Here is a 23,614-nt window from a genome sequence, read left to right on the forward strand (position 1 = left end):
TTAATATTGTTTTTCTCTTATATACAAAGTTAACTATAATGGTATAGCTTTTTTAGTGCTATCTTATGTTATCCGTCACTTCCGATTTTAAACATAGGAACTTTTTTATAGGGGTGATTAATCCGTTTCTGCTTAAATTGTGGCAATCTTCTTTCTTTCTCGGCAGCGAAGCAAAGAAATCCGTGAAGCATCCGTATGAATGTACACAATTTCTTTGCTTCGAACCTCAAAAAAAATATTAGACAATACTGTCTTAAAAGTACAAGTCCAATGATAAATATAGATATTCCTTGTTTTCGTCCTTATTCCTTTCAAAGAATATCTTGTCTTCTCTTGCCAGCCATCCTATGGCCAAATTAAGGTCTCTGTCGGACATACCGGAAACTGCTTTAAGCTTATCGTATTCCCAACGTTCGCCATTGTTAAGTAATTTCCATATAATACCGGCATTTTCTCCAATAATGTGTTTATCCATATTATCCAATAAAAAAATTCAGTTCTACGTAAAGTATGTTTCTTTTACCAACCTGAGTTTCCTCAATGTTGAGTTTCCCTTCTCTTGCCAGCCATCCTATGGCTGCATTTAATTCTCTGTCTGACAATCCAGAAGTTTTTTTTATCTCACTGTAAGACCATTTACGGTGTTCGCCATTAAGTAATTGCCATACTTCACCTGCGCATTTTCCTATACTTTGTACATCCATATCTTTAATTATTTAGGTTAAGAAATACAGTTATCGCACATAGTCCAATAAAAATAAAGTCATGCTTTTCCCCAAATATATGTTTTTTTTAAATATGTTGTAATCTTTATCTGATATTTTTTAGTACTATATAATAAAATAGTATGTTTTTGTCAACTATATTTCTATAATATTTACATTCTTGTTGATTTAAAACATTAGAACATTTGATAAAATATTACTACCTTTACACCCGAATTCGTTTCTGTAGGTGACCCCCTCCGTAACCTTGCGGAAATTTGTTTTATTAATGTGAGGGTTAAATTATAATACGATGAAAAAAATTTTATTCTTTATTTTATGTGTGGCTTTTTATGCCTGTACTGCTGATACTGATAAGGTGAATGTCAATGAACATGGAACCGAATGGAAATGGGATGGTGGTACTATTGTTGTAAAAACTCCTGAGAGAGAGGTCGGACAAAAGAGTGTATTGGGACTTACAGCTCCTAAAATGGAAGTTGTCAGAGTTGGTTTTGTTGGATTGGGTATGCGTGGCCCTGGTGCTGTTGAGCGTTTCACTTATATACCGGGTACACACATTGTAGCCTTATGCGATTATGAAGCTTCGCGCGCTGAAGCTTGTCAAAAATATCTGAAGAATGCTTCTTTGCCTAAGGCAGAGATCTATTCAGGTGAAAAAGGATATGAGGAGTTGTGTAAAAGGGAAGATATTGATTTGGTTTATATAGCTACAGACTGGTTACATCATTTCCCTGTTGCTAAATGTGCTCTTGAAAATGGTAAGCACGTTGCTATTGAGGTTCCTTCTGCAATGAATCTTAATGAGTGTTGGAGTTTGGTGAACTTGAGCGAAAAATATCAGAAACACTGTATGATTCTTGAGAACTGCTGCTATGACTGGTTTGAAATGAATACATTGAACATGGCACAACAGGGAGTTTTTGGTGAGGTTATACGTGCCCAGGGTGCCTATATTCACGATTTAAGTCCTTTCTGGAAACATTACTGGAAGAATGGTGAGTCAGACAAGCTGGGATGGCGTCTTGATTATAATATGCGTCATCGTGGTGACGTTTACGCCACTCACGGACTTGGCCCTGTAGCTCAGGCTTTGGATATACATCGTGGTGACAGAATGAAGACTCTTGTGGCAATGGATACTAAATCAGTAAACGGTAAGGCATGGGTGAAAGCTGCTGCTGATTCTGTATGTGAGAATTTCAGAAATGGAGACCACACTACTACTCTGATACGTACTGAGAACGGCAAGGTGATAGAAATCCAACATAATGTAATGACTCCTCAGCCATACAACAGACTTTATCAGCTTACCGGCACAAAAGGTTTTGCAAACAAATATCCTATCGAAGGATATGCTGTTGGTGGTGATCAGCTTGAGGCTTCAGGTGTTCAACCGGAAGTTGATAATTTGAATGCCCATAGTTTCTTGCCTGAAAAGGAAATGAATGCTTTGGTAGATAAATACAGACATCCTATATTGAAAAAGTATGGTGAGATGGCTAAGGAAGTAGGTGGTCATGGAGGTATGGACTTCATTATGGATGCCCGTTTGGTTTACTGTCTGCAGAACGGTTTGCCACTGGATATGGATGTTTACGACCTTGCAGAATGGTGTTGTCTTGCAGAACTTGGTGAGTTATCAATGGATAATAATTGTGCTCCTGTAGAATTCCCGGATTTCACACGTGGTGACTGGAATAAGGTGAAAGGGTACAGACATGCTTTTGCTTCTCCTGAGGATGAAGCTGAAGTGGCAAAGAAGGCTGAAGCTTATACGGAGAAACTAAAACTGCAGGGTGCCGAGGACTGGAAATAACGTATAATTGAAAATAATTTTAAAGCCTTTTGAAAACTCTTTGCAAACAGTTTTCAAAAGGCTTTAAGTCTATAATAATTCAGAGTGTTTTTGTACTTCTTCCATAACTCTAAGGAAGTTGCCTCCCCATATTCTTCTGATGTCTTCTTCGTTGTATCTTTCTTTCATCAGTCTTCGGGTAAAGTTAATCAGTTCTGAAGAATCATTGCAACCTATGATGCCGCCGTCACCATCGAAATCGGTTCCTATTCCCACGTGGTCTGTACCTGCCAGATTTACAATGTGATTAAGATGTTCTATTGCATCAAGTATATTAGCTTCGCGGTCAGAGCGGAGGAAACCGCTGTAAAGACAAACCTGTATCACTCCACCTTTACGGGTTATAGCCTTTATCTGTTCGTCGGTCAGATTTCGTGGATGGTCACATAGCGAGCGGCATGACGAGTGTGAGCATACAACAGGCACCTGGCTTATCTCCAAAGTGTCGTAGAAACTTCTTTCGCCGCTGTGTGACAGGTCTATCATCATTCCCGTGCGGTTCATTTCGCGTATAACTTCTTCGCCGAACTTGCTTACGCCGAGATTTTCGTCATTATATCTTGCAGAGCCGCAAATATCGTTGTTACCGTTGTGGCACAGAGTCATATATACCACACCTCTTCTCCTGAAACGTTCCACGTTGGTGATGTCCTTGCCTATGGCATAACCGTTTTCTATACCAAGCATTATGGCTTTTTTACCTTCCATTTTCAGACGGTAGAGGTCCGACGGGGTATAGGCAATATCTACTGCCGTACAGTTTTCAGCCACCATCTTCTCCATTTCATTAAGCAGTCTGTCAGTTTTTGCTGTAGCAGCGAGGAGAGCTTCATCTGTACGTTCCTTCTGTGGAATATATGCAACCATGATTGTTGCATCCTGTCTTCCTTCTGTCATTTTATGGAGGTCAACCTTTATCTTGCTGTCTCTTGTCGCAAAATTTATTCCTTGCCCGAAGAACATTGGAGTGTCGCAGTGGGTATCGAGTGTCAATATCCTTTGATGTAGTCTTTTTGCTTCCTTGAATGATGATGACTCGTTTATCAGCCATTCGAATATAGGCATCATACAGGTGTCGCCATTCAGAATGAAACATTCCGGATGCCATTGAACACCAATCATTGATTTGTACTCAGTACTTTCTACTGCCTCAATTATTCCGTCGTTTGAGCGGGCGCATACTTTAAATCCCGGTGCAGGTTCTTTTACTGCCTGATGATGGAATGAATTTACCGGCAGACTGGTTGTTCCCATTACCCCGGCAAGCAGACTGTCCTCATCAATATTTACTATGTGCGATGCGTATGCTCTGTCAAGGTCCTGACTGTGCTTTATAAGTTTTCCTTCTGCCTGTGAGTAAATGTCCTGATACAGTGTTCCGCCTAATGCGGCAGTCATTGTCTGAATACCTCTGCAAATTCCGAGAACAGGTATCTGTCTGTCGGCGGCCATTTTTACTATCATCAGTTCCTGGCGGTCACGGTATGGATTGATATTGTGGAGTTCCTTTATCGGATCTTCGCCTAAATAGAGAGGGTTGATATCAGCGCCTCCGCTAAGGAGAATTCCATCTAAAGAGTCAAGCAGGTCCGGAAGTGTTGTCAGATTGTCAGAAGGTGGAATGACCAGAGGAATGCCTCCCGCTTCGTATATTGACTTGAAATATCCTGATAAGAGTGAGACATTCCCATCGGTTATATTAGCTGTTATGCCGATTATCGGACGTTGTCTGTCAGATGGCAATTTGCTATGCAAATAGTCATAATCAGCCTGTATATCGAATGTATTATACGTTTTCATACGTTAATCTTTATTATAACTCTGACAAATATACGGAAAAATCGGATTTATTTCTGATATTTGTTTAAAATAACACACTATGGAACCTGTAAGAACACTTTCCCAAATGGTAAGCAGGCTGCGTTTAAGTAATTCCCGGCGCAGAGTAGCTGTGGTTTGTCCTAACGACCCGCATACCGAATATGTTATTATAAGAAGCCTTAGAGAAGAAATAGCCGAATATCTGCTGGTTACAGACGAGGAGCATGTTGAAATAGCAAAAAGTCTGTATGCCGCATCTCCTGATTTTGTACGTATATATACAGCTCCTACACCAGACGATGCTGCTGCTCTGGCGGTTGATCTTGTCCGTTCAGGTGAGGCTGATGTGCTTATGAAAGGACTGATAAATACAGATAATCTTTTGAGGGCTGTTCTTCATAAAGAGAGAGGGTTGCTTCCTGCAGGTGGAGTTCTTAGTCATGTCGCAGTCGCCCAAATTCCTCTTTATCATAAACTTTTGTTCTTCTCGGATGCGGCAGTAATTCCAAAACCTACACTTGACCAGTTCAGGGCTATGATAATGAACGATATCAAGATATGTAACAGACTTGGAATGGAGGAGCCTCGTGTCGCTCTTATACATTGTTCCGAAAAGGTAAATGCCAAATTCCCTCATACGATATTCTATACAGAGCTTAAGAAAGAAGCTTCTGAGGGAAAGATGGGAAAAGCTTATATAGACGGTCCGATGGATGCCAAGACAGCTTGTGACGCTCATAGTGGAGAAATTAAAGGAATGTCATCACCGGTTATCGGCAATGCCGATATTATGATATTCCCTAACATTGAATCTGGAAATACCTTTTATAAAACTCTTTCACTGTTTGGAGATGCCAATATGGCCGGAATGCTTACCGGTACTATTGCGCCCGTAGTAGTTCCGTCTCGTAGCGATTCCGGTAACTCGAAGTATTATAGTTTGGTTCTGGCATGCCTGGCGGGAAAATAATTTTGGTTTTTAAGTTACTTGAAGCTGACGTAAAGAAACTTACAAACTTATAAACTAATAAACTTATAAAAATGAGAATACTTGTTATTAATCCTGGTTCTACCTCGACAAAGGTAGCTGTGTATAATAATGAAAATCAGTTGTGGAGCGAAAATGTATATCATTCCGCAGAAGAACTCTCACGTTTCTCACATGTGAACGAGCAGCATGACTTCAGAAAGGAACTTATTATAAAGACATTGCATGCGGCTGGTTTCAGTCTGCAGTTTGATGCCGTGATAGGCCGTGGCGGATTGCTTAAACCCACGCAAGGTGGCGTATATCTTGTCAATGAAAAGATAAAATATGACCTTTTGAACTCAAGAATGGAGCATGCGTCCAACCTTGGAGCTATTATAGCCGATGAAATAGCTAAGGGATGTGATTGTCCTGCATATATTGCCGACCCGGTAGTTACAGACGAGATGTGCGATCTGGCACGTGTCACAGGAATGCCTGAAATATCACGAATCTCTATTTTCCATGCCTTGAACAGTCGTGCAGTATCAAGAAAATACGCCGCAAGCATAGGACGGAAATATGATGATTTAAATCTGATTGTGGTTCATTTGGGTGGTGGAATATCTATTGGAGCACATTCAAAAGGCAGAGTCGTTGACGTAAACAATGCACTCGATGGTGATGGCCCTTTCAGCCCTGAAAGATCCGGCTCAATACCGACAAGGCAGCTTGTGGATTTATGTTTCAGCGGAAAATATTCGTATGACGAGATACGTAAGATGATAAACGGACATGGTGGATTGTATGCTCACCTTGGTACAACTGACGCAAGAAGTATAGTTGCTGAGATAAAGTCCGGAAACAGACATGCATATAATGTTTTGCATGCCATGGCTTATAATATAGCAAAGAGTATAGGTAGTATGCACGTGGTCCTTAAACAGAAAACTGATGCTATTATAATGACTGGTGGAATGGCTAATAATGATTATGTGGTTAAGGAGATTCTATCGTGGATTGAAGGGCTTGCTCCGATAGTCATAGTACCTGGTGAAGACGAGATGGTAGCATTGGCAATGAATGCGTTGGGAGCCCTAAACGGAGAACTGGAATTGCAGGAATATAATCCTAAATAGCTGTCTGTTTTTGTCATATAAAAAAAGTTTCGTATCTTTGCGTTCGATGAAGAGTTTGAGAAATATATTGGTGATGTTGCTCGCTTTGGTGGTTTTTAATCTCGGAGCTGGAGCTGGTGTCGTGCATATCTGTTCTGCTTATTGCCAGACCAAGATATGTTCTACTGAGACTCATACTCATTCAGAAGAACAGGGATGCTGTCACCATGATAACGAGGAAATTGATAAAATGCATTCCACTATACATGGTGAGTGTTCTTGTATCAATGTTCATTATAACATAGATTTCTTTAAGGTGTCGCAGGAAGACGATGCTGTCTCATTTATGCCGATGCCTATGGAACTTCCAGAGCATTTCACATATAATTTTCAGCCGATATATTCCGGCGTATTAACTTCCCAGCCTTCAAACGCTCCTCCTGTAAAGGTTGACGGACGTACATTGTTGGCATTCCATTCAGTCTTGATTATTTAGTTTTACACATTTGGTTTTTGTTATGCCAGATGTGCTGTATCTCTTTGCAATCGTGTTGCATTGAGGAATAGCTACATTTGCACCGTGAAAATGTGTTTAACTAAATATTTTTTTTAATGAAATACTTGATTATTTTATTGTCTTTGACCGCTTTGCCTATGATGGCGGCAAATACTCTTACGGGTACAGTGAAAGATAGCAACAGCGAACCTATACCCGGAGCAAACCTTGTATGGCTCAATTCTTCGCGTGGAGCCAGTACTGATATGAATGGTGAGTTTACTCTTGAACGTCCGGCCAATGCAGACAAACTTGTTGTAAGTTTTATCGGTTATAACACAGATACCATAAGCATTGCATCTTATCAGGAATATATTGATATAGTATTGAACGAAGGTGTACAGCTGGCTGAAGTAAACGTGACCGGAAGAAAAATGGGTTTCCAGAAACTGCGTAGCAGTGTGACAAATGCAGAGCTTATCAATTCTGATGAATTGTGTCGTGCAGCATGCTGTAACCTTGGAGAAAGCTTTGTCACTAACCCTTCTGTTGATGTGAATTATTCTGATGCGGCAACAGGTGCAAAGCAGATAAAACTTCTTGGACTGTCAGGTACATATGTACAGATGCTTACTGAAAATATTCCTAACTTCAGAGGTGCTTCTGCGCCTTACGGACTGGGATATGTTCCGGGACCGTGGATGAGCAGTATCCAGGTGAGCAAAGGTACATCTTCTGTAAAGAACGGTTACGAGGCTCTTACAGGTCAGATTAATATCGAGTTCAAGAAACCTCAGGCTGCTGAGGCAGACTGGTTCTCTGCAAATTTGTTTGCAAGTACTACAAACCGTTATGAGGCAAATGCTGATGCTTCAGTTAAACTGTCGGACAAGTGGAGTACAATGCTTTTTGCTCATTATGAGAATGAGACAAAGGCGCATGACAGCGATGGTGACGGATTTGCCGATATCCCACAGGTGGAACAATACAATCTTTTCAACAGATGGGCATATATGGGCGAACATTATGTATTCCAGGCAGGTATCAAATTTATCAACGAAGAACGTGCAAGCGGACAGGTATCGCATGGCGGACATACATATGCCGATCCATATCGTATAGATATGAATACAGACAGATATGAGGCTTTCATCAAACAGGCTTATATCTTCAATAAGGAACATAACACAAATATCGCGCTTATCACTTCCGGTACCATTCATAATATGGATGCTGTATATGGACGTAAACTCTATAACGTAGATCAGCAGAATGCATACGCATCACTTTTGTTTGAAACAGAATTCACTTCCCAGCATTCTTTGTCAACTGGTCTTAGCTTGAACTATGACCGTTATGATCAGGAATACCGTCTTGTGAATGATGTAAATCTAGGTCTGACTCCGGAACTTGATAAAGAAACTGTAAGCGGTGTCTATGCACAATATACATATATGCCAAGTGATAAACTGACTGTTATGGCCGGTCTTAGAGGTGATTACAGCAGTTTGTACGGATTCTTTGTTACTCCGCGTGCTAATGTACGCTATGCTCCTAATGAATATATCAATTTCCGTGCTTCTGCAGGAAAGGGGTATCGCACAAACCATATATTGGCAGAAAACTGTTATATGCTTGCCAGCAGCAGAAAAGTAGTTATTGCTGACGATTTGGATCAGGAACAGGCATGGAACTATGGTTTGAGTATAGCATCGTATATTCCATTGTTCGGTAAGACACTTAATTTGAATGCAGAATATTACTATACGGATTTCCAGAATCAGCTGGTAGTGGATATGGAATCAGATGCTCATACAATAGCTTTTACCAATCTTGACGGACGTTCATATTCACAGGTATTTCAGATTGAGGCTACATATCCGTTCTTCGAAGGATTTAACCTTACTGCGGCATGGCGTATGACAGATGTTAAGCAGACTATTAACGGAACACTTTACGAAAAGGCACTTACCGGAAAGTATAAAGGGCTGATTACAGCTTCTTATAAGACTCCTCTCGGTAAATGGCAGTTTGACGGTACGCTGCAGTTGAATGGCGGTGGACGTATGCCGACACCGGAAACTCTTGCCGACGGTACATTATCATGGAATGAAAGATACAAAGGCTTCGAACAGTTGAGCTTCCAGGTTACACGTTTCTTCAGAAACTGGTCTGTATATATAGGTGGCGAGAACCTTACTAACTTCAAGCAGAAGAATGCCATTATCGGTGCAGATGATCCTTGGGGTGATAACTTTGATGCTTCAATGATTTGGGGACCTATGCACGGTGCGAAAGGATATATAGGAGTGAGATATAATTTACCAAGAAACTAATCTTGTAAGTTTGTGAGTTTTTTGAGTTTGTTAGTTTGTTGATGATAGCCAATAAAAGAACTCAAAAACTGATAAGCAAACATAAACCAACTAAAGATTTTAAAAACTTAAAAACTAAAAAATATGAAACGAGTATTATTGTTTACATTCATGGCTGCTTTCATGTGTGCAGCTCAGGTATCTGCTAAAGAACTTCGTAAGATTGTATTCAAGGTTGACCAGATGGAATGCGTTAACTGTGAAAACAAAGTGAAGAAGAATATACCTTTCGAGAAAGGTGTAAAGAAGATGGAAACAGATCTTAAGACACGTACAGTTACTATTACTTACGATTCAGATAAAACAAATATACAGAAACTGAAAGAAGGATTTGCAAAGTTCAAATACGAGGCAAAAGTTATCAGTGACGTTGAAGTGAAATAATATACATTTCGATATTGAGCAGGTAGGGTGCAAGTATTTGTGCCCTACTTTTTTGTTTGTTTCAGTCTTATTATTTTTAGAAACTGTTTAGCAGCTGTTTATTCACTGTTTAAACAAGTTCTAAACGGTAAATAAACAGCTGCTAAATAATAGTTTGCTGGAAATTGCGGCTTATAATAACTGTTTTGTTTCGTTAGCCTTAAGGCTTATCTTAACAGATTTATTATTGAAGTTCACACGGGTTTTTCCTCCTTTTCTTGACATTATGCTCAAAGATGTCACTTTACCGTCTTTCCAGCTCATATCTATAACGAAGCTGCCGCGTGCGCATATACCCTTTACACTACCGTCTTTCCATTGCTCAGGAAGGGCTGGCAATAATGTAATATCCTCTTCTGACGATTGCATCAGCATCTCAATTACTCCTGCGCAACCTCCGAAGTTACCGTCTATCTGGAACGGAGAATGTGCATCCAGCAAGTTAGGATAAGTGCCGCCTCCGCATCGTGCGTCTTTACCTTTATATCCGTCAGGTGTAACTAATTTGAGTAAGCGTCTGTAAATGTGATATGCATTTTCGTTGTCTTTAAGGCGTGCATACAGATTTACTCGCCATCCTGTACTCCATCCTGTAGTGTTGTCACCTTTTATTTCAAGTGTTTTGGCACAAGCCTTTGCCAGGTCAGGTGTTTCTTCTACAGATATATGATGTCCCGGATAAAGCCCGAACAGATGTGACTGATGGCGATGTTGTGGATCTTCGTCTTCCCAGTCGTGGAACCATTCCTGAAGATTGCCTTTTTTACCAATCTTGTAAGGTGAGAGGCGTGAAATTGTACTTTGGGCTTTCTTACGGAAATCCTTGTCTGTATTCAGAATTTCTGCTGCTTTTATCGCGTCAATAAGGCATTCGCGTGTTATTGCCAGATCGGCGGTACAACCGTATGAAGTGGCACCTATATATCCGTCAGGTGTGACGAACTTATTCTCAGGAGATGTTCCCGGTGATGTGATAAGTTTGCCGTCTTTTTCTATAAGCCAGTTCATGTAGAATTCTGCCGCTCCCTTCAGTACAGGATAATATTTTCTGAGCATCTCAATATCTTTTGTGAATACATAATGTTCCCAGATATGTGTAGAAAGCCATGCTCCACCCATAGTCCAGCAAGCCCATGAAGGGTCGCCTACGTTTAATCCTACAGGACAAGTCATAGCCCATATATCAGTGTTCTGTCCCAGACACCATCCTTTATCGACTCCATAATATGCTTTGGCAGTTTCATAGCCTGTATTGCTTAGGTTTGCAATGAAGTCCATCAACGGTCGGTGCATCTCACTGAGGTTGGCAGTTTCAGCAGCCCAATAATTTTCTTCTACATTAATGTTGCTTGTATAGTTGCAGCTCCATGGTGGAAGCAGTTTCTCGTTCCATAATCCTTGAAGATTTGCCGGAACTCCGGGAGTGCGTGAACAAGAGATGAGCAGATATCTGCCAAACTGGAAGTACAATGCTTCCAATCCAGGGTTATATTCAGTATTGTCTGTATATCTTCTGAGTTGTTCGTCAGTAGGTAATGCGGCAATCTCCGGAGCTGTTTCTCCGAGTGACAGTTCTACGCGGTCGAAGAAATATTTGTAGTCGTTTACATGACTGTCTTTTAGTGTCTCATAAGTCTTGGCTGAGGCCAAATCAATGCGGTTCTTGGCTATATTGCGATAATCTCTGCCTTCCTTTACAGGGTCTTTGTCGAAACCGTTGAAACTTGTAGCATTTGCTATCAGAATCAGTACATTGTGTGCCGATTCAATTTTCAGTTCACCTGAAGGATAGCTTTTCACATCACCCTTATCTGTTATTACTTTTATTATGGTGCGAAAATGAATACCACGTTCGGGATCGTATAAATGTTTTTCTGTAACATCGTCGAAATATGAAGGATAAGAATGATATGCCGCATATCCTTCTGATGAAATCTCATTTCCTGAAGCTGATGTGGCATGTGGCAGCTGTGAGTCGAACGTAATCAGAGCTCTTATACCTTCCGGTTTATCGGATTTCAGATTTATTACAATTACAGAGTCGGGGGCTGACGCAAAATATTCGCAAGAGAATGATTTGTTGTCTCTCATATATTTTGTCTGTGCAATGGCGTTGCTGATGTCCAATGAGCGGTTGTATTCAGAAATCTTGGCAGAGGTGTCCAGATATGAGATAGTCAGACGGCCTAATGGCTGATAGTTTTCGCTGTAGTGTCCCTGTACTTTGCGCTGTTCTATGTCTGCGCTGCGATAGTCTTCATTTTCAAGCATTTCGCGTATCGTCGGGATTGCTTTATATGCGTCCGGAGTTGTTATTTCTCTATCAGGTTCGCCGGTCCATAAAGTCAAATCATTAAGTGAAATGACATCACGTGTAGTTCCTCCATATACAATGGCTCCCATAGTACCATTGCCGATTACCATAGCCTCCTCGAAATATTTTGCAGGGCGGTTATAACTTAATTTAAGGCTGTTATTCACTTCTCTGGCCCATACCGTTAGTGTGCTTAACGACATACACCCTAATAATAATGTATGAACGCACTTTTTAAAACTGTTGATGCTCATAAGAAATTAGATTTTAATTATAAATTATAATAATGAAACAAAAATACAGTTTTTTTTATTATATATACAATTTTATTCAATATTACACTGCCCAATTAATGTTAGGCATTTTCATATCTGTTGTTTTGATAATGTCATTTTGAAGCTATAATTTTTTTAACGGTAAACTTTATCCATAATATAAGTATAGTGATATTATTCATCTGATTGCATAAAAAAATAGTCCGATACTTTTTTACGGTACCGGACTATTAATGAAGAATAATATGTTAACTGATTATACGTATTCCTGCCAGCTCTTAATCTGGATGTCTTTTTCATCCATTGAGCAGAATGCTTCGATAAACGCCTTTGCAAGACGCGCGTTTGTGATAAGCGGAATGTTATGGTCTATAGCGCCACGACGGATACGGTAACCATTTGTAAGTTCGCGCTTGGTGTGGTTCTTTGGAATGTTTACAATCAGGTCGAATTTATGTTCTGAAATCATTTTTATTACATTGTTTTCTGCATCAGGACGTTCGTCCGGCCAGAATACAGGGGTAGTAGGTATTCCGTGTGAGTTCAGGAATGCTGCGGTACCTGCTGTAGCATACAGACTGTAACCTTTTTTGCTGAGTGCATGGCTTGCGTCTAGCAAATCCACTTTTGATTTTGTGGCTCCAGAAGAAACAAGGATACCTTTCTTCGGAATCTTATAACCTGTTGCTATCATAGCATTAAGCAATGCTTCGTTGAAGTCATCGCCCAAACAGCCTACCTCACCAGTAGATGACATGTCAACTCCCAATACAGGGTCGGCATTCTGCAGACGTGCGAATGAGAACTGAGAAGCCTTGACACCGATACGGTCAATATCGAACGCAGATTTGTCCGGCTGTGTATAAGGAGCATCAAGCATGATACGTGTAGCGGTTTCGATGAAGTTTCTCTTCAGAACTTTAGAAACGAATGGGAAACTTCTTGAAGCACGAAGGTTACATTCGATAACCTTAACCTCATTCTTGCGCGCAAGGAACTGGATATTGAAAGGACCTGATATGTTAAGTTCTTTAGCGATGCGGCGGCTGATTTTCTTTATCAGACGTGCTGTAGAGAAATAAATCTGCTGTGCAGGGAATACCAATGTAGCGTCACCTGAGTGTACACCTGCATATTCCACGTGTTCAGAGATAGCATATTCCACAACTTCACCGTTTTGTGCCACTGCGTCGAACTCTATTTCCTTAGTTTCCTGCATGAACTGTGATACCACAACCGGATATTCCTTAGATACCTCACTTGCCATCTGCAGGAATCTTGTGAGTTCTTCTTCATCGTAGCATACGTTCATGGCTGCACCACTCAATACGTATGAAGGACGTACAAGAACCGGATAACCTACTTTCTTAACGAATGATTTCACATCGTCAAGACTTGTAAGCTCCTGCCATGCCGGCTGGTCGATACCAAGCTGGTCGAGCATTGCAGAGAATTTGTTTCTGTTTTCAGCACGGTCGATAGATACTGGTGATGTTCCGAGGATAGGCACTGACTGACGGTAAAGCTTCATTGCCAGGTTATTAGGAATCTGTCCACCCACTGAAACGATAACTCCGCGAGGCTGTTCAAGGTCGATAACGTCGAGTACACGTTCGAATGAAAGTTCGTCAAAGTACAGACGGTCGCACATATCGTAGTCTGTAGATACTGTTTCAGGGTTGTAGTTAATCATGATAGACTTGTAGCCTAACTTACGCGCAGTCTGGATAGCGTTTACAGAACACCAGTCAAACTCTACAGAAGAACCGATTCGGTATGCACCGGAACCGAGAACTACTACAGATTTTTCATTCTTATAGTAGTTTACATCGTAGCCTTCCACAGCGTATGTCATATACAGGTAGTTAGTCAGTTCAGGATGTTCTGAAGCTACTGTATTTATACGTTTCACTGCCGGGAGGATACCAAGCTTCTTACGGTATTCGCGTACTGCAAGATTTTCTTTCTCCATGTTTCCGCTTGTAGGCTTAAGTACGAAGCGTGCAATCTGGAAGTCTGAGAAACCGAGAACCTTAGCCTCACGAAGAACTTCGGCTGGCAGTTCTTCCAGAGAGTTATATGTCTGGAGTTTAGCTTTGTAGTCAACAATATTTTTCAGTTTGCCGATAAACCATGGGTCAATCTTGGTAAGGTCGTATATATGTTCTATGCTGTAGCCTTCTTCCAAAGCCTGTGCAATGGCGAAGATACGCAAGTCTGTCGGGTTGGCAAGTTCGTCGTCCAGGTTCTCGAACTTAGTATGGTCGTTGCCTACGAAACCGTGCATACCCTGACCAATCATACGGAGACCTTTCTGGATGATTTCCTCGAAAGTACGACCTATAGACATAATTTCACCTACCGACTTCATGCTTGAACCGATACGTCTTGAAACGCCTGCAAACTTAGTCAAGTCCCAGCGAGGTATCTTGCAGATAAGATAGTCAAGTTCAGGAGCCTTATATGCAGAGTTAGGAGTACCCATTTCACCGATTTCATCGAGAGTATATCCCAAACCGATCTTGGCTGCTACGAAAGCAAGAGGATAACCTGTAGCTTTTGAAGCCAGAGCAGAAGAACGGCTCAGACGTGCGTTAACTTCGATTACACGATAGTCGTTTGTTTCTGCATTGAAAGCGTACTGGATATTACATTCACCTACTATACCAAGATGGCGGATACATTTCTTCGACAGGTCCTGGAGCATTGTAACCTGTTCTTCAGTAAGCGAACAAGTAGGAGCGACAACGATAGATTCACCTGTATGAATACCCAGAGGATCGAAATTCTCCATGCTGGCAACAGTGAAGCAGTGGTCGTTAGCGTCACGGATAACTTCAAACTCGATTTCTTTCCATCCTTTCAGTGATTCTTCCACCAAAATCTGAGGTGAGAATGTGAATGCGCTTTCTGCCAGTTCGATGAATTTTTCTTCGTTAGGGCATATACCGCTACCGAGTCCTCCAAGTGCGTATGCAGAGCGGATCATAACAGGATAGCCTATTTTGCGAGCAGCTTCAAGGGCATCTTTCATGTTCTCTACTGCCTGGCTGACAGGAGTTTTCATCTGAATTTCGTTCAATTTCTTTACGAAGAGGTCACGGTCCTCAGTGTACATGATGGCTTCGACTGATGTACCCAGGACGCTTACTCCATATTCCTTGAGAATACCTTGTTGATAAAGTTCGGTACCGCAGTTCAATGCAGTCTGTCCGCCAAATGCAAGAAGAATACCGTCCGGTCTTTCTTTCTTTATAATTTCAGTAACGAAGTGTGTATTTACAGGCAGGAAATATACTCTGTCGGCTATACCTTCGGATGTCTGGATTGTAGCGATGTTTGGGTTGATAAGAACAGACTTGATTCCTTCCTCGCGCAGGGCTTTGAGGGCTTGTGAACCTGAATAGTCAAACTCACCAGCCTGACCTATTTTCAGTGCTCCTGAACCAAGGACAAGTACTTTTTTAAATTTCTGTTTCATAAGATGTTGTTTTTATTTAAGGTTGTTTATGTTTTTCAATTCAGTGTGTTTTACAATATATGCAAAGAAAACAATTATTTCGAAGAAAACAAAGTATTTGTCAGCCTTTAAACAATTCATCCATCAGTTGGATGAACAATATTTCGCTGAAATTGGATTTTAAAGGTTTGACTGGCTAATATATGTGCCGGACATACCAATAAAAAAAGCTTGCTCTATGTGTAAGGGCAAGCTTTTATTCAGGTTTTAAAGAATTTTCAAATCAGAATTACCGTAACGCTGCGGGCTCCGTGTGCTCCCATAACAAGTGCTTGTTCGATGTCGGCTGTCTTGGAAGGGCCGGAAATGAATACGCCATAGCCATATTCGCCTGTATCGATTTGCTTATAAGCCTCGTGCATGTTATTTACCAGATTGTTCCTGTCGAGTATAATTACAAGCGCTTCGGATATAAAATATACGGCACGTTGTTCCACATCTTGTGTCAACCATACAGCTCCATTCTCACAGACTCCTATATGTCCTTCTACAATTGCCACATCAGTACCATCCAGATCTCCCGATTTCTCTACATCGTCCGGATGAAAAGTGCTGCAAGTAATAGGCTGTATTGTATTTCCTGTCTTTATTTCCTTTATTGTTGAAGCAATGCGTTTGGCATCAGGATATGCAGCCTTTATCACGTCATTGACATTTTCCTTATCTTTCAGTATTACAGCCTGTCCGCCTACCTGTTTTAGAATCTCACAAAACTTTGAAAGTTTATCTTCGTACGTAAGAGCCTCATGTTCCAAACCTGATAAGTCTGGCTTTTCATAACGCACTCTGGTATTGCGGCGTATGCTTTGCAATATGTCTTCTCTGCTACTCATACTTATTTCACTTTATTCTTTTTCCACATTTCATTGAAACTCTCTTTGGCAAATTCTGGTATTTCACGTTCTTTACCCCAATCATTCAAGTCGTTGTATATCATGCCTCGAGGCAATGAGTTTACAATCGGAGCATTTTTTAAAGCGAAATTGAATAATGCGGGACGCAACATAAGGAATTTCATACCACCTGACATCAGTTTCTTGGAAGAGCTGGCTACCCCCAGTGTATGTAGTTGCTGTCTCCAGTGATAAATCTGATCTGCCAGATCTACCTTTGCAGGACACACGTTCTGACATGAATAGCACAAAGAACATGCCGATACGTTATCATAGTAATGAAGAGGTGATTTCAGCATACCCAGATTGATACCTATAGGACCGGGGATAAAGTAAGTATATGAGTAACCTCCCGAACGACGATATACAGGGCATGTGTTCATACATGCTCCACAGCGAAGACAGTTCAAGGCTTTGATATGTTCCTTATCGGCCAAGATACGGCTTCGGCCATTATCTACAATGATGATATGCAACTCTCCTCCCTTGCGAGGTTTCCGATAATGAGATGTATAGGTCGTAATAGGCTGTCCGGTACCAGAACGGGCAAGCAGACGGGTAAATACTCCCAGTGCATCACGGTCCGGTACAATTTTCTCCATACCGAACGCTGTTATCTGAAGTTTTGGCTGTGATGTTCCCATATCGGCATTACCTTCGTTTGTACAAACGATGCATTCTCCGGTTGAAGCAACGGCAAAATTTGCACCTGTCATAGCTGCTTCGGCTTCGATAAACTTACGGCGCAGGTTTTTACGTGCAGCATGGGTAAGATAAGTCTGATCATTATTCCCAGGTTCTGTCCCCATCTCACGGACAAATAACTCTCCTATCTTTTCTTTCTTTATATGGATGGCGGGCATTACAATATGACTGGGACGCTGGTGCATAAGCTGGAGAATACGTTCTCCCAAATCGCTTTCTACGACCTCTATACCTTTATTTTCAAGAAATTCATTCAGTCCACATTCCTCAGCCAGCATTGATTTGCTTTTGATAAAATGCTTCACCTGATGTCCGTTCAATATATTATAGACAATGGAACAGTACTCATCGGCATCTTTCGCCCAATAGACATGAGCTCCGTTGGCTAAGGCATTTTTCTCAAACTCCATCAGCAACTGCTCCAGATGACTGTTGCTATACATCTTTATAGCAGATGCCATATCACGCAGATGTTCCCATTCAGGAACCTCTTTGCTTACTTTATCACGTTTGGCACGAACCATCCACAATGTTTCATCGTGCCATGCTGCCAGTCCTTTATTCTCCAGAAACTTTCCGGCAGCTTTTGAATGTTTTGTACTCATAATCCTGCAGCTAATACTTGAACAATATGAATGGTCTTTATAGGAAGTTTTTCACGCGAGATAATACCGTTCTGATGCATCAGGCAAGAGCCGTCAGCTCCTACGATATATTCGGCTCCCGTAGCCATGTGACGTTTTACTTTATCACGCCCCATTTGCCCTGATACATCGTGCTCTTCTACGGCAAACATACCGCCAAAGCCACAACACTCGTCCGGACGTTCTGGTTCTACAATTGTGATATCCTTTACCAACGACAGCAAATCGCGCAGCTTATTATAATAAGGTATGTTCAATTCGCTTGGAGAAGAAAGTTTCATCAGACGTACCCCATGACAACTGTTCTGAATGCTTACTTTATGAGGGAATGAAGCCTGAAGGGAAGACGGTTTCACTACATCGTGAATAAACTCGCAGATATCATATATCTTGCCTTCGCTGGCACAACGATGTTTTTCTCCTTCCAGCAGATTACCATAATGATCGCGCACAAATACTACACAACTGGCAGAAGGGCCGACTATATAATCATAGCTTTCAAATAATCTATCGAATCTCTTGGCTAATTCCTTCGATTCGTTTTCGAACCCTGCATTCGCCATAGGCTGTCCGCAGCAGGTCTGGTCTAACGGATAGTCAACATCTACCCCCAAGCTTTTAAGAAGCTTATACGAAGCAACTCCAACTTCGGGATAAACAGCATTGATATAACAGGGAATAAATAATCCTACTTTCATCTTTTTGTCTATTTTGTTTCTGTAAAACAAAGGTATGTGTTATTATCGAATAAACAAGAAAATAAAAATAAAAAAAGTTACAGAAATATGCGGTTATTAAGAAAAAAGTAAGCTGTTTAGGTCACATCTGTTATAAATGGCACTTCATTTAAGGCGCTATAAAATCGCATGTCATTATATTTTATTTATGATACTCATGAGGTAAATATTGTATCATGAATAATGATAAATATAATAGATTTTTTCATTCGAATAATTATCTTTGCAAACAGTTACGGACTTACTGTAATTCACACTTCAATGAAGAATAAATAACGGACAATTTAATAATCAGATCTTTGTATATGAACAATAAATCAAAATCCATATTGGCAATAGCCGTGATACTTGTTACTATAATTCTTGACCAACTCATTAAGATAATAATTAAAACTAACTTCCATTATGGCGAAAGTGTTCATGTAACAGACTGGTTTTATCTGACCTTCATAGAGAATAATGGTATGGCATTCGGTATGCAGGTTATGCCTAAGGCTGTACAGACAATTATGCGACTGGTTTTTTCAGGATTTATATTATGGTATATAACGAAACTTGTTAAAGCGAAATACAAGAACGGCTATATAACCTGTATCTCCCTGATTTTTGCCGGAGCCATAGGAAATGTCATTGACAGTATATTCTACGGAGCTATTTTCAGCGAAAGTACTTATTCCAGTGTCGCTACTTTCGTTCCTGCCGGAGAAGGCTATGCGGAATGGCTTTATGGTAGGGTAGTGGATATGTTTTATTTCCCGTTATTCGAATTTGACTGGCCTTCGTGGATGCCTGTTGTAGGTGGAAATCACTTTATTTTCTTTGCACCTGTGTTTAATCTTGCAGATGCGGCAATAAGTTGTGGCACTATAGCATTGCTGATTTTCTATTCAAAAACTTTCGGTGAGAGTTTTTCGTTATTCGGTAAGAATAATACATCCAAGTAATTAAAGTTTAAATGTTTAGTGCAAAATACTTCTTTATTTTGTATTTTTGCGGCAAATCGGAATTATAAATAAATTAATATATGGCAAAAGAAAAAATTATACTGACCGGCGACCGTCCAACCGGTAAGCTTCATATAGGTCATTATGTGGGTTCTCTGCGTCGTCGTGTAGAACTCCAGAACTCCGGAAAATTTGATAAGATATTCGTTTTTGAAGCCGATGGACAGGCTTTGACAGACAATATAGACAATCCTGAAAAGGTTCGTCAGAATGTTATCGAGGTGGCTCTTGATTACCTTGCAGTAGGTCTTGACCCGAACAAATCTACCATTTTCATTCAGTCGCAGATTCCGGAACTTTGCGAACTGAGCTTTTATTTTATGGACCTCGTAACTGTGTCGCGCCTTCAGCGTAACCCGACAGTGAAGACTGAAATCCAAATGCGTAACTTCGAGACAAGTATCCCTGTAGGTTTCTTTACATACCCTATCAGCCAGGCTGCCGATATAGCTGCGTTCAAGGCTACTACAGTGCCTGTGGGTGAAGACCAGGAACCAATGATAGAACAGACACGCGAAATCGTCCGCCGTTTCAACCATATTTACGGTGAGACACTGGTGGAACCTGAAATACTTCTTCCTGACAATGCCGCATGTCTTCGTCTTCCTGGAACAGACGGAAAGGCTAAGATGAGTAAGTCTCTCGGAAACTGCATTTATCTGTCAGACCCTGCTGATGAGGTTGAAAAGAAAGTCAAGAGCATGTACACAGACCCTACACACATCAAGGTGAGCGACCCTGGAAAATTGGAAGGTAACTGTGTGTTTACATATCTTGACGCGTTCTGCCGTCCTGAACATTTCGGACGCTACTTGCCGGATTATCCAAACCTTGACGAATTGAAAGCTCACTATACACGTGGCGGTCTTGGTGACATGAAGGTGAAGAAGTTCCTTGCAGCCATCATGCAGGAAGAACTCGGACCTATCCGTGAACGCCGCAGCGAGTTCGAAAAAGATATCCCGTCTGTTTACGAAATGTTGAAGAAAGGTTGTGAAGTGGCACGCGAAACAGCTGCACAGACAATGGATGAAGTCCGCAAGGCAATGAAAATCAATTATTTTGATGATGTAGAACTTATAGCAGAACAGGCTAAACGTTTTGCTGAATAATTCTTGAATTAGTATATAACTGAAAAACGTCCGGATGATAAAGTATTTATCGCTCCGGACGTTTCTCTTTATATATATGTCTGTTTATGCCTGTTGCTGCATGATAAGATATGTTGTGTAAGCTATATAACAAACCACAAGTAAGGCACCTTCAATCCTTGTAATAGTACGTTTTTTGAAGAACCAGCCTACCAGCCAGAACAGTACAGAAGACAGTACAAGTACCAGAATGTCAATATTGTTGATATTTCCCATAGGCAGTGGCGATACCGAAGCACTGCATCCAAGTACGAAGAACAGATTGAACAGGTTGCTGCCTATTACGTTTCCTATGGCTATTCCCGGATTTTTCTTCAGAGCGGCTGTCACTGAAGTGGCAAGTTCGGGCAGTGAAGTACCTCCGGCTACGAGTGTCAGACCTATAATTGAGTCGCTTACTCCAAGTGATGAGGCTATACCGCTTGCGCCTTCTACAAACCATTGTCCTCCGAAAATAAGTCCTGCCAGTCCGCCAAGGATATAGACTGAAGAACGCCATACAGGCATTTCTGCTATTTTCTGTTCTTCAGATTCTCCCTCCTGATTGCGAGCTATGGAGAATGTGTAGCGCATGAATATAAGGAAGAAAGCCAACAGTACAAGTCCGTCGGCACGGCCTATCACATTGCTGCTTCCACCGTCAAGCCAGATATCATTGGCCATAAAGGCAAGTACAAACGAAGAAAGAATAACCAGAGGTATCTCCTTGCTCATTGTGCCTTGTCCCACCTGTATAGGTAGTACCATAGCCGTGCAGCCTATAATCATAAGTATGTTGAAGATATTGCTACCCACCACATTACCTATCGCCATTTCCGCGCTACCCTGTATTGAAGACAGGAGGCTTATTACCAACTCAGGTGCTGATGTACCGAATGCTACGATAGTAAGACCGATTACGAGGTCGGATATTTTAAATCGTTTAGCCACCGATGCGGCTCCGTCTGTCAGTGCGTTGGCTCCTGCCAATATCAGTGCCAGACCTGCAACCAATATGAAGATATTCCAAATCATAACTTTTAGTTTATTGCTTTTTACTGTCGCAAAGATACAGTTTAATATTATATTTCCTCAGCCAACCACATTTTTATTGCAGTAACTTTCTCGCGGCTTATCTGTATTGAGCCTTCAAACTCGGGAGATGCGCTGACTGTATGATAAGATTTTAACTTTCTGAAATGTCTTTTTGACTTACTGAAATGAATGAGGTGTTTCAGTTTTCAGAAATACAAAACTGGTCTGTCTCCACACGCTCGTGTCAAGATCTCCACACGCTCGTGCGGAGTTCTCCTCACGTTCGTGTCGAGTACTCCACACGGCCGTGTGGAGATAAACATGTAAGGTCTTTCTGCATGATGATTACGTACGAAAAAGAATAAAAACAGGTTTTTTTGAGAAAAAAAACGGGAAATGTATTGTCGGTTAAAAAAAAAGTAATACCTTTGCATCGCAATTGACAAAGAGACCTTTTCGGGCGTTTAGCTCAGCTGGTTCAGAGCATCTGCCTTACAAGCAGAGGGTCGGCGGTTCGAATCCGTCAACGCCCACTTTAGAAGATATTCTTTCTTTAATTAAGTTTAGTCCTAAAAAGCTAATTCCATTCATTTATATTTCTTTAGTATAGTATTTTGACATTTATAATAAATCGTTATCTTTGTGTTGCTCGTATTTCATTTTATAAATATATGACTATTGATATAAATATGGAACAGGATATACGTTGGCTGCAAAGATATGATAGCTATCATCGTGCAAATAAGCGTATTCTGGATATAACAGAATCTGAAAAGAGGGCTGATGATTTGTCTGAACTGGAAATGGAAGGATTGATACAGCGTTTTGAGTATACTTTCGAACTTGCCTGGAAGACTCTTCAGGATTTGATGAGGTATAAGGGCTACGAGTTTGTACAAGGTCCGAATGGTACACTTCAGATGGCGTTTGAGGATGGTATGATTTCAAACCATGATGGTTGGCGCAGAATGGCTAAGGCACGGATAACCACTTCGCATACTTATAATGAGGGAGATGCCATTGAGATTGTACGCAAGATATATGATGAATATTCTCGTCTGCTGAAACAGTTGGATGATAAACTCGAACAGGAGAAACTCCGCTTGGGGTTGGCTTAACTGATAAACTAAATTGATAAATACATTATGTACGGCTTGAGTGATACGGTTGTAGCGGATATATGCAGTGTCTTTCAGCGTTTTCCGAATATTGAAGAGGTGCTTATTTTTGGTTCCAGAGCCAAAGGCTCTTATTCGGAAGGGTCTGATATTGATTTGGCGGCTATAGGACATGATCTCACATTTAATCAACTGATGGATATAAATATTCAGATAGAGGATTTGGGATTGCTTTATAAGGTTGATGTGGTTGATTATAATAAGAATGTGGATACTCCTATAGGTGAGCATATAAACCGTGTGGGAAAGATTTTTTATAAGAAAGAGAGTTGATAGTATATAAGAAAGAGGGTGTGTCAAAATGCATGCCCTCTTTTTTTTATGACAAAGCCTCGACTTTCCCAAGCCGAGGCTTTGTTATGTCCTAAAGATTTTGTATCTTTAAGCATAATCAAA

Annotated in this window: 19 protein-coding genes and 1 tRNA gene; 11 read left to right on the forward strand and 9 right to left on the reverse strand. The window is 40.9% G+C overall.

Going from position 1 to position 23,614, the window contains the following annotated elements; genetic code table 11:
• Nucleotides 1–253 precede the first annotated feature (253 nt).
• Together H6A27_RS12410 and H6A27_RS12415 are read right to left on the reverse strand one after the other, a co-directional pair.
• Entirely contained in the window at nucleotides 254–475 is a 222-nt protein-coding gene (locus tag H6A27_RS12410) for a winged helix-turn-helix domain-containing protein (RefSeq protein WP_204401655.1), read from the reverse strand.
• 1 nt (nucleotide 476) lies between these two features.
• Nucleotides 477–704, reverse strand: coding sequence for a winged helix-turn-helix domain-containing protein (locus H6A27_RS12415; RefSeq protein ID WP_204401657.1), 228 nt, complete (start codon nucleotides 702–704; stop codon nucleotides 477–479).
• A 313-nt stretch (nucleotides 705–1,017) separates the two neighbouring features.
• On the opposite strand from H6A27_RS12415, the gene H6A27_RS12420 reads away from it, so the two are divergent.
• Nucleotides 1,018–2,544, forward strand: a complete 1,527-nt coding sequence (locus H6A27_RS12420; RefSeq protein WP_204508893.1) for a Gfo/Idh/MocA family protein — start codon at nucleotides 1,018–1,020, stop codon at nucleotides 2,542–2,544.
• Between the two features lie 69 nt (nucleotides 2,545–2,613).
• Here the strand turns inward: H6A27_RS12420 and H6A27_RS12425 are convergent, their stop codons facing one another.
• Complete coding sequence (locus tag H6A27_RS12425) at nucleotides 2,614–4,383, reverse strand: gamma-glutamyl-gamma-aminobutyrate hydrolase family protein (RefSeq protein WP_204508894.1); 1,770 nt, start codon at nucleotides 4,381–4,383, stop codon at nucleotides 2,614–2,616.
• Between the two features lie 79 nt (nucleotides 4,384–4,462).
• Here H6A27_RS12425 and H6A27_RS12430 point away from each other — a divergent pair, with 79 nt between their 5' ends.
• The 5 genes from H6A27_RS12430 (at nucleotide 4,463) to H6A27_RS12450 (ending at nucleotide 9,744) form a co-directional block, all read left to right on the forward strand.
• Nucleotides 4,463–5,374: a phosphate acyltransferase gene (locus H6A27_RS12430; protein WP_204508895.1), complete on the forward strand. Its 912-nt coding sequence runs from the start codon at nucleotides 4,463–4,465 to the stop codon at nucleotides 5,372–5,374.
• A gap of 71 nt (nucleotides 5,375–5,445) precedes the next feature.
• Nucleotides 5,446–6,510: a butyrate kinase gene (buk, locus tag H6A27_RS12435; protein ID WP_204508896.1), complete on the forward strand. Its 1,065-nt coding sequence runs from the start codon at nucleotides 5,446–5,448 to the stop codon at nucleotides 6,508–6,510.
• 46 nt (nucleotides 6,511–6,556) lie between these two features.
• A complete protein-coding gene (locus H6A27_RS12440; RefSeq protein WP_204508897.1) occupies nucleotides 6,557–6,985 on the forward strand; it encodes a hypothetical protein in 429 nt (142 codons plus the stop codon).
• A 116-nt stretch (nucleotides 6,986–7,101) separates the two neighbouring features.
• Nucleotides 7,102–9,321 (forward strand): TonB-dependent receptor plug domain-containing protein, encoded by a 2,220-nt coding sequence (locus tag H6A27_RS12445; RefSeq protein ID WP_204508898.1) that lies wholly within the window; start codon nucleotides 7,102–7,104, stop codon nucleotides 9,319–9,321.
• 123 nt (nucleotides 9,322–9,444) lie between these two features.
• On the forward strand, nucleotides 9,445–9,744 hold the full coding sequence (locus tag H6A27_RS12450) for a heavy-metal-associated domain-containing protein (RefSeq protein WP_204508899.1): 300 nt from the start codon (nucleotides 9,445–9,447) through the stop codon (nucleotides 9,742–9,744).
• 171 nt (nucleotides 9,745–9,915) lie between these two features.
• Here H6A27_RS12450 and H6A27_RS12455 read toward each other — a convergent pair whose 3' ends face one another.
• From H6A27_RS12455 to H6A27_RS12475, 5 genes are all read right to left on the reverse strand, one after another.
• A complete protein-coding gene (locus H6A27_RS12455) occupies nucleotides 9,916–12,351 on the reverse strand; it encodes a glycoside hydrolase family 95 protein (protein ID WP_239469676.1) in 2,436 nt (811 codons plus the stop codon).
• A gap of 277 nt (nucleotides 12,352–12,628) precedes the next feature.
• A complete protein-coding gene (gene carB / locus H6A27_RS12460) occupies nucleotides 12,629–15,853 on the reverse strand; it encodes a carbamoyl-phosphate synthase (glutamine-hydrolyzing) large subunit (RefSeq protein ID WP_204508900.1) in 3,225 nt (1,074 codons plus the stop codon).
• A 257-nt stretch (nucleotides 15,854–16,110) separates the two neighbouring features.
• Nucleotides 16,111–16,725 (reverse strand): LutC/YkgG family protein, encoded by a 615-nt coding sequence (locus tag H6A27_RS12465; RefSeq protein ID WP_204508901.1) that lies wholly within the window; start codon nucleotides 16,723–16,725, stop codon nucleotides 16,111–16,113.
• Nucleotides 16,726–16,727: 2 nt separating this feature from the next.
• On the reverse strand, nucleotides 16,728–18,095 hold the full coding sequence (locus H6A27_RS12470) for a lactate utilization protein B (RefSeq protein WP_204508902.1): 1,368 nt from the start codon (nucleotides 18,093–18,095) through the stop codon (nucleotides 16,728–16,730).
• Nucleotides 18,092–18,832: a (Fe-S)-binding protein gene (locus H6A27_RS12475; RefSeq protein ID WP_154043439.1), complete on the reverse strand. Its 741-nt coding sequence runs from the start codon at nucleotides 18,830–18,832 to the stop codon at nucleotides 18,092–18,094. The genes H6A27_RS12470 and H6A27_RS12475 overlap by 4 nt, the downstream gene beginning before the upstream one ends.
• A gap of 344 nt (nucleotides 18,833–19,176) precedes the next feature.
• Here H6A27_RS12475 and H6A27_RS12480 point away from each other — a divergent pair, with 344 nt between their 5' ends.
• Together H6A27_RS12480 and trpS are read left to right on the forward strand one after the other, a co-directional pair.
• Nucleotides 19,177–19,815, forward strand: coding sequence for a lipoprotein signal peptidase (locus H6A27_RS12480; RefSeq protein WP_204508903.1), 639 nt, complete (start codon nucleotides 19,177–19,179; stop codon nucleotides 19,813–19,815).
• Nucleotides 19,816–19,895: 80 nt separating this feature from the next.
• The gene (gene trpS, locus H6A27_RS12485) at nucleotides 19,896–20,987 is read left to right on the forward strand and encodes a tryptophan--tRNA ligase (RefSeq protein ID WP_204508904.1); all 1,092 of its coding nucleotides are present in this window, start codon (nucleotides 19,896–19,898) and stop codon (nucleotides 20,985–20,987) included.
• A gap of 84 nt (nucleotides 20,988–21,071) precedes the next feature.
• Here the strand turns inward: trpS and H6A27_RS12490 are convergent, their stop codons facing one another.
• Nucleotides 21,072–22,040 carry a calcium/sodium antiporter gene (locus tag H6A27_RS12490; protein ID WP_204508905.1) on the reverse strand — a complete coding sequence of 323 codons (969 nt, stop codon included), beginning with the start codon at nucleotides 22,038–22,040 and terminating at the stop codon, nucleotides 21,072–21,074.
• Nucleotides 22,041–22,498: 458 nt separating this feature from the next.
• On the opposite strand from H6A27_RS12490, the gene H6A27_RS12495 reads away from it, so the two are divergent.
• The 3 genes from H6A27_RS12495 (at nucleotide 22,499) to H6A27_RS12505 (ending at nucleotide 23,491) form a co-directional block, all read left to right on the forward strand.
• Nucleotides 22,499–22,573: transfer RNA gene (locus tag H6A27_RS12495), tRNA-Val, on the forward strand.
• 156 nt (nucleotides 22,574–22,729) lie between these two features.
• A complete protein-coding gene (locus H6A27_RS12500; RefSeq protein WP_204401865.1) occupies nucleotides 22,730–23,158 on the forward strand; it encodes an HI0074 family nucleotidyltransferase substrate-binding subunit in 429 nt (142 codons plus the stop codon).
• A gap of 27 nt (nucleotides 23,159–23,185) precedes the next feature.
• The gene (locus tag H6A27_RS12505; protein ID WP_204390334.1) at nucleotides 23,186–23,491 is read left to right on the forward strand and encodes a nucleotidyltransferase domain-containing protein; all 306 of its coding nucleotides are present in this window, start codon (nucleotides 23,186–23,188) and stop codon (nucleotides 23,489–23,491) included.
• The last annotated feature ends 123 nt before the right edge of the window (nucleotides 23,492–23,614 follow it).

This window comes from Bacteroides caecigallinarum (assembly GCF_016902295.1).
Taxonomy (GTDB): Bacteria; Bacteroidota; Bacteroidia; order Bacteroidales; family Bacteroidaceae; genus Phocaeicola; species Phocaeicola caecigallinarum_A.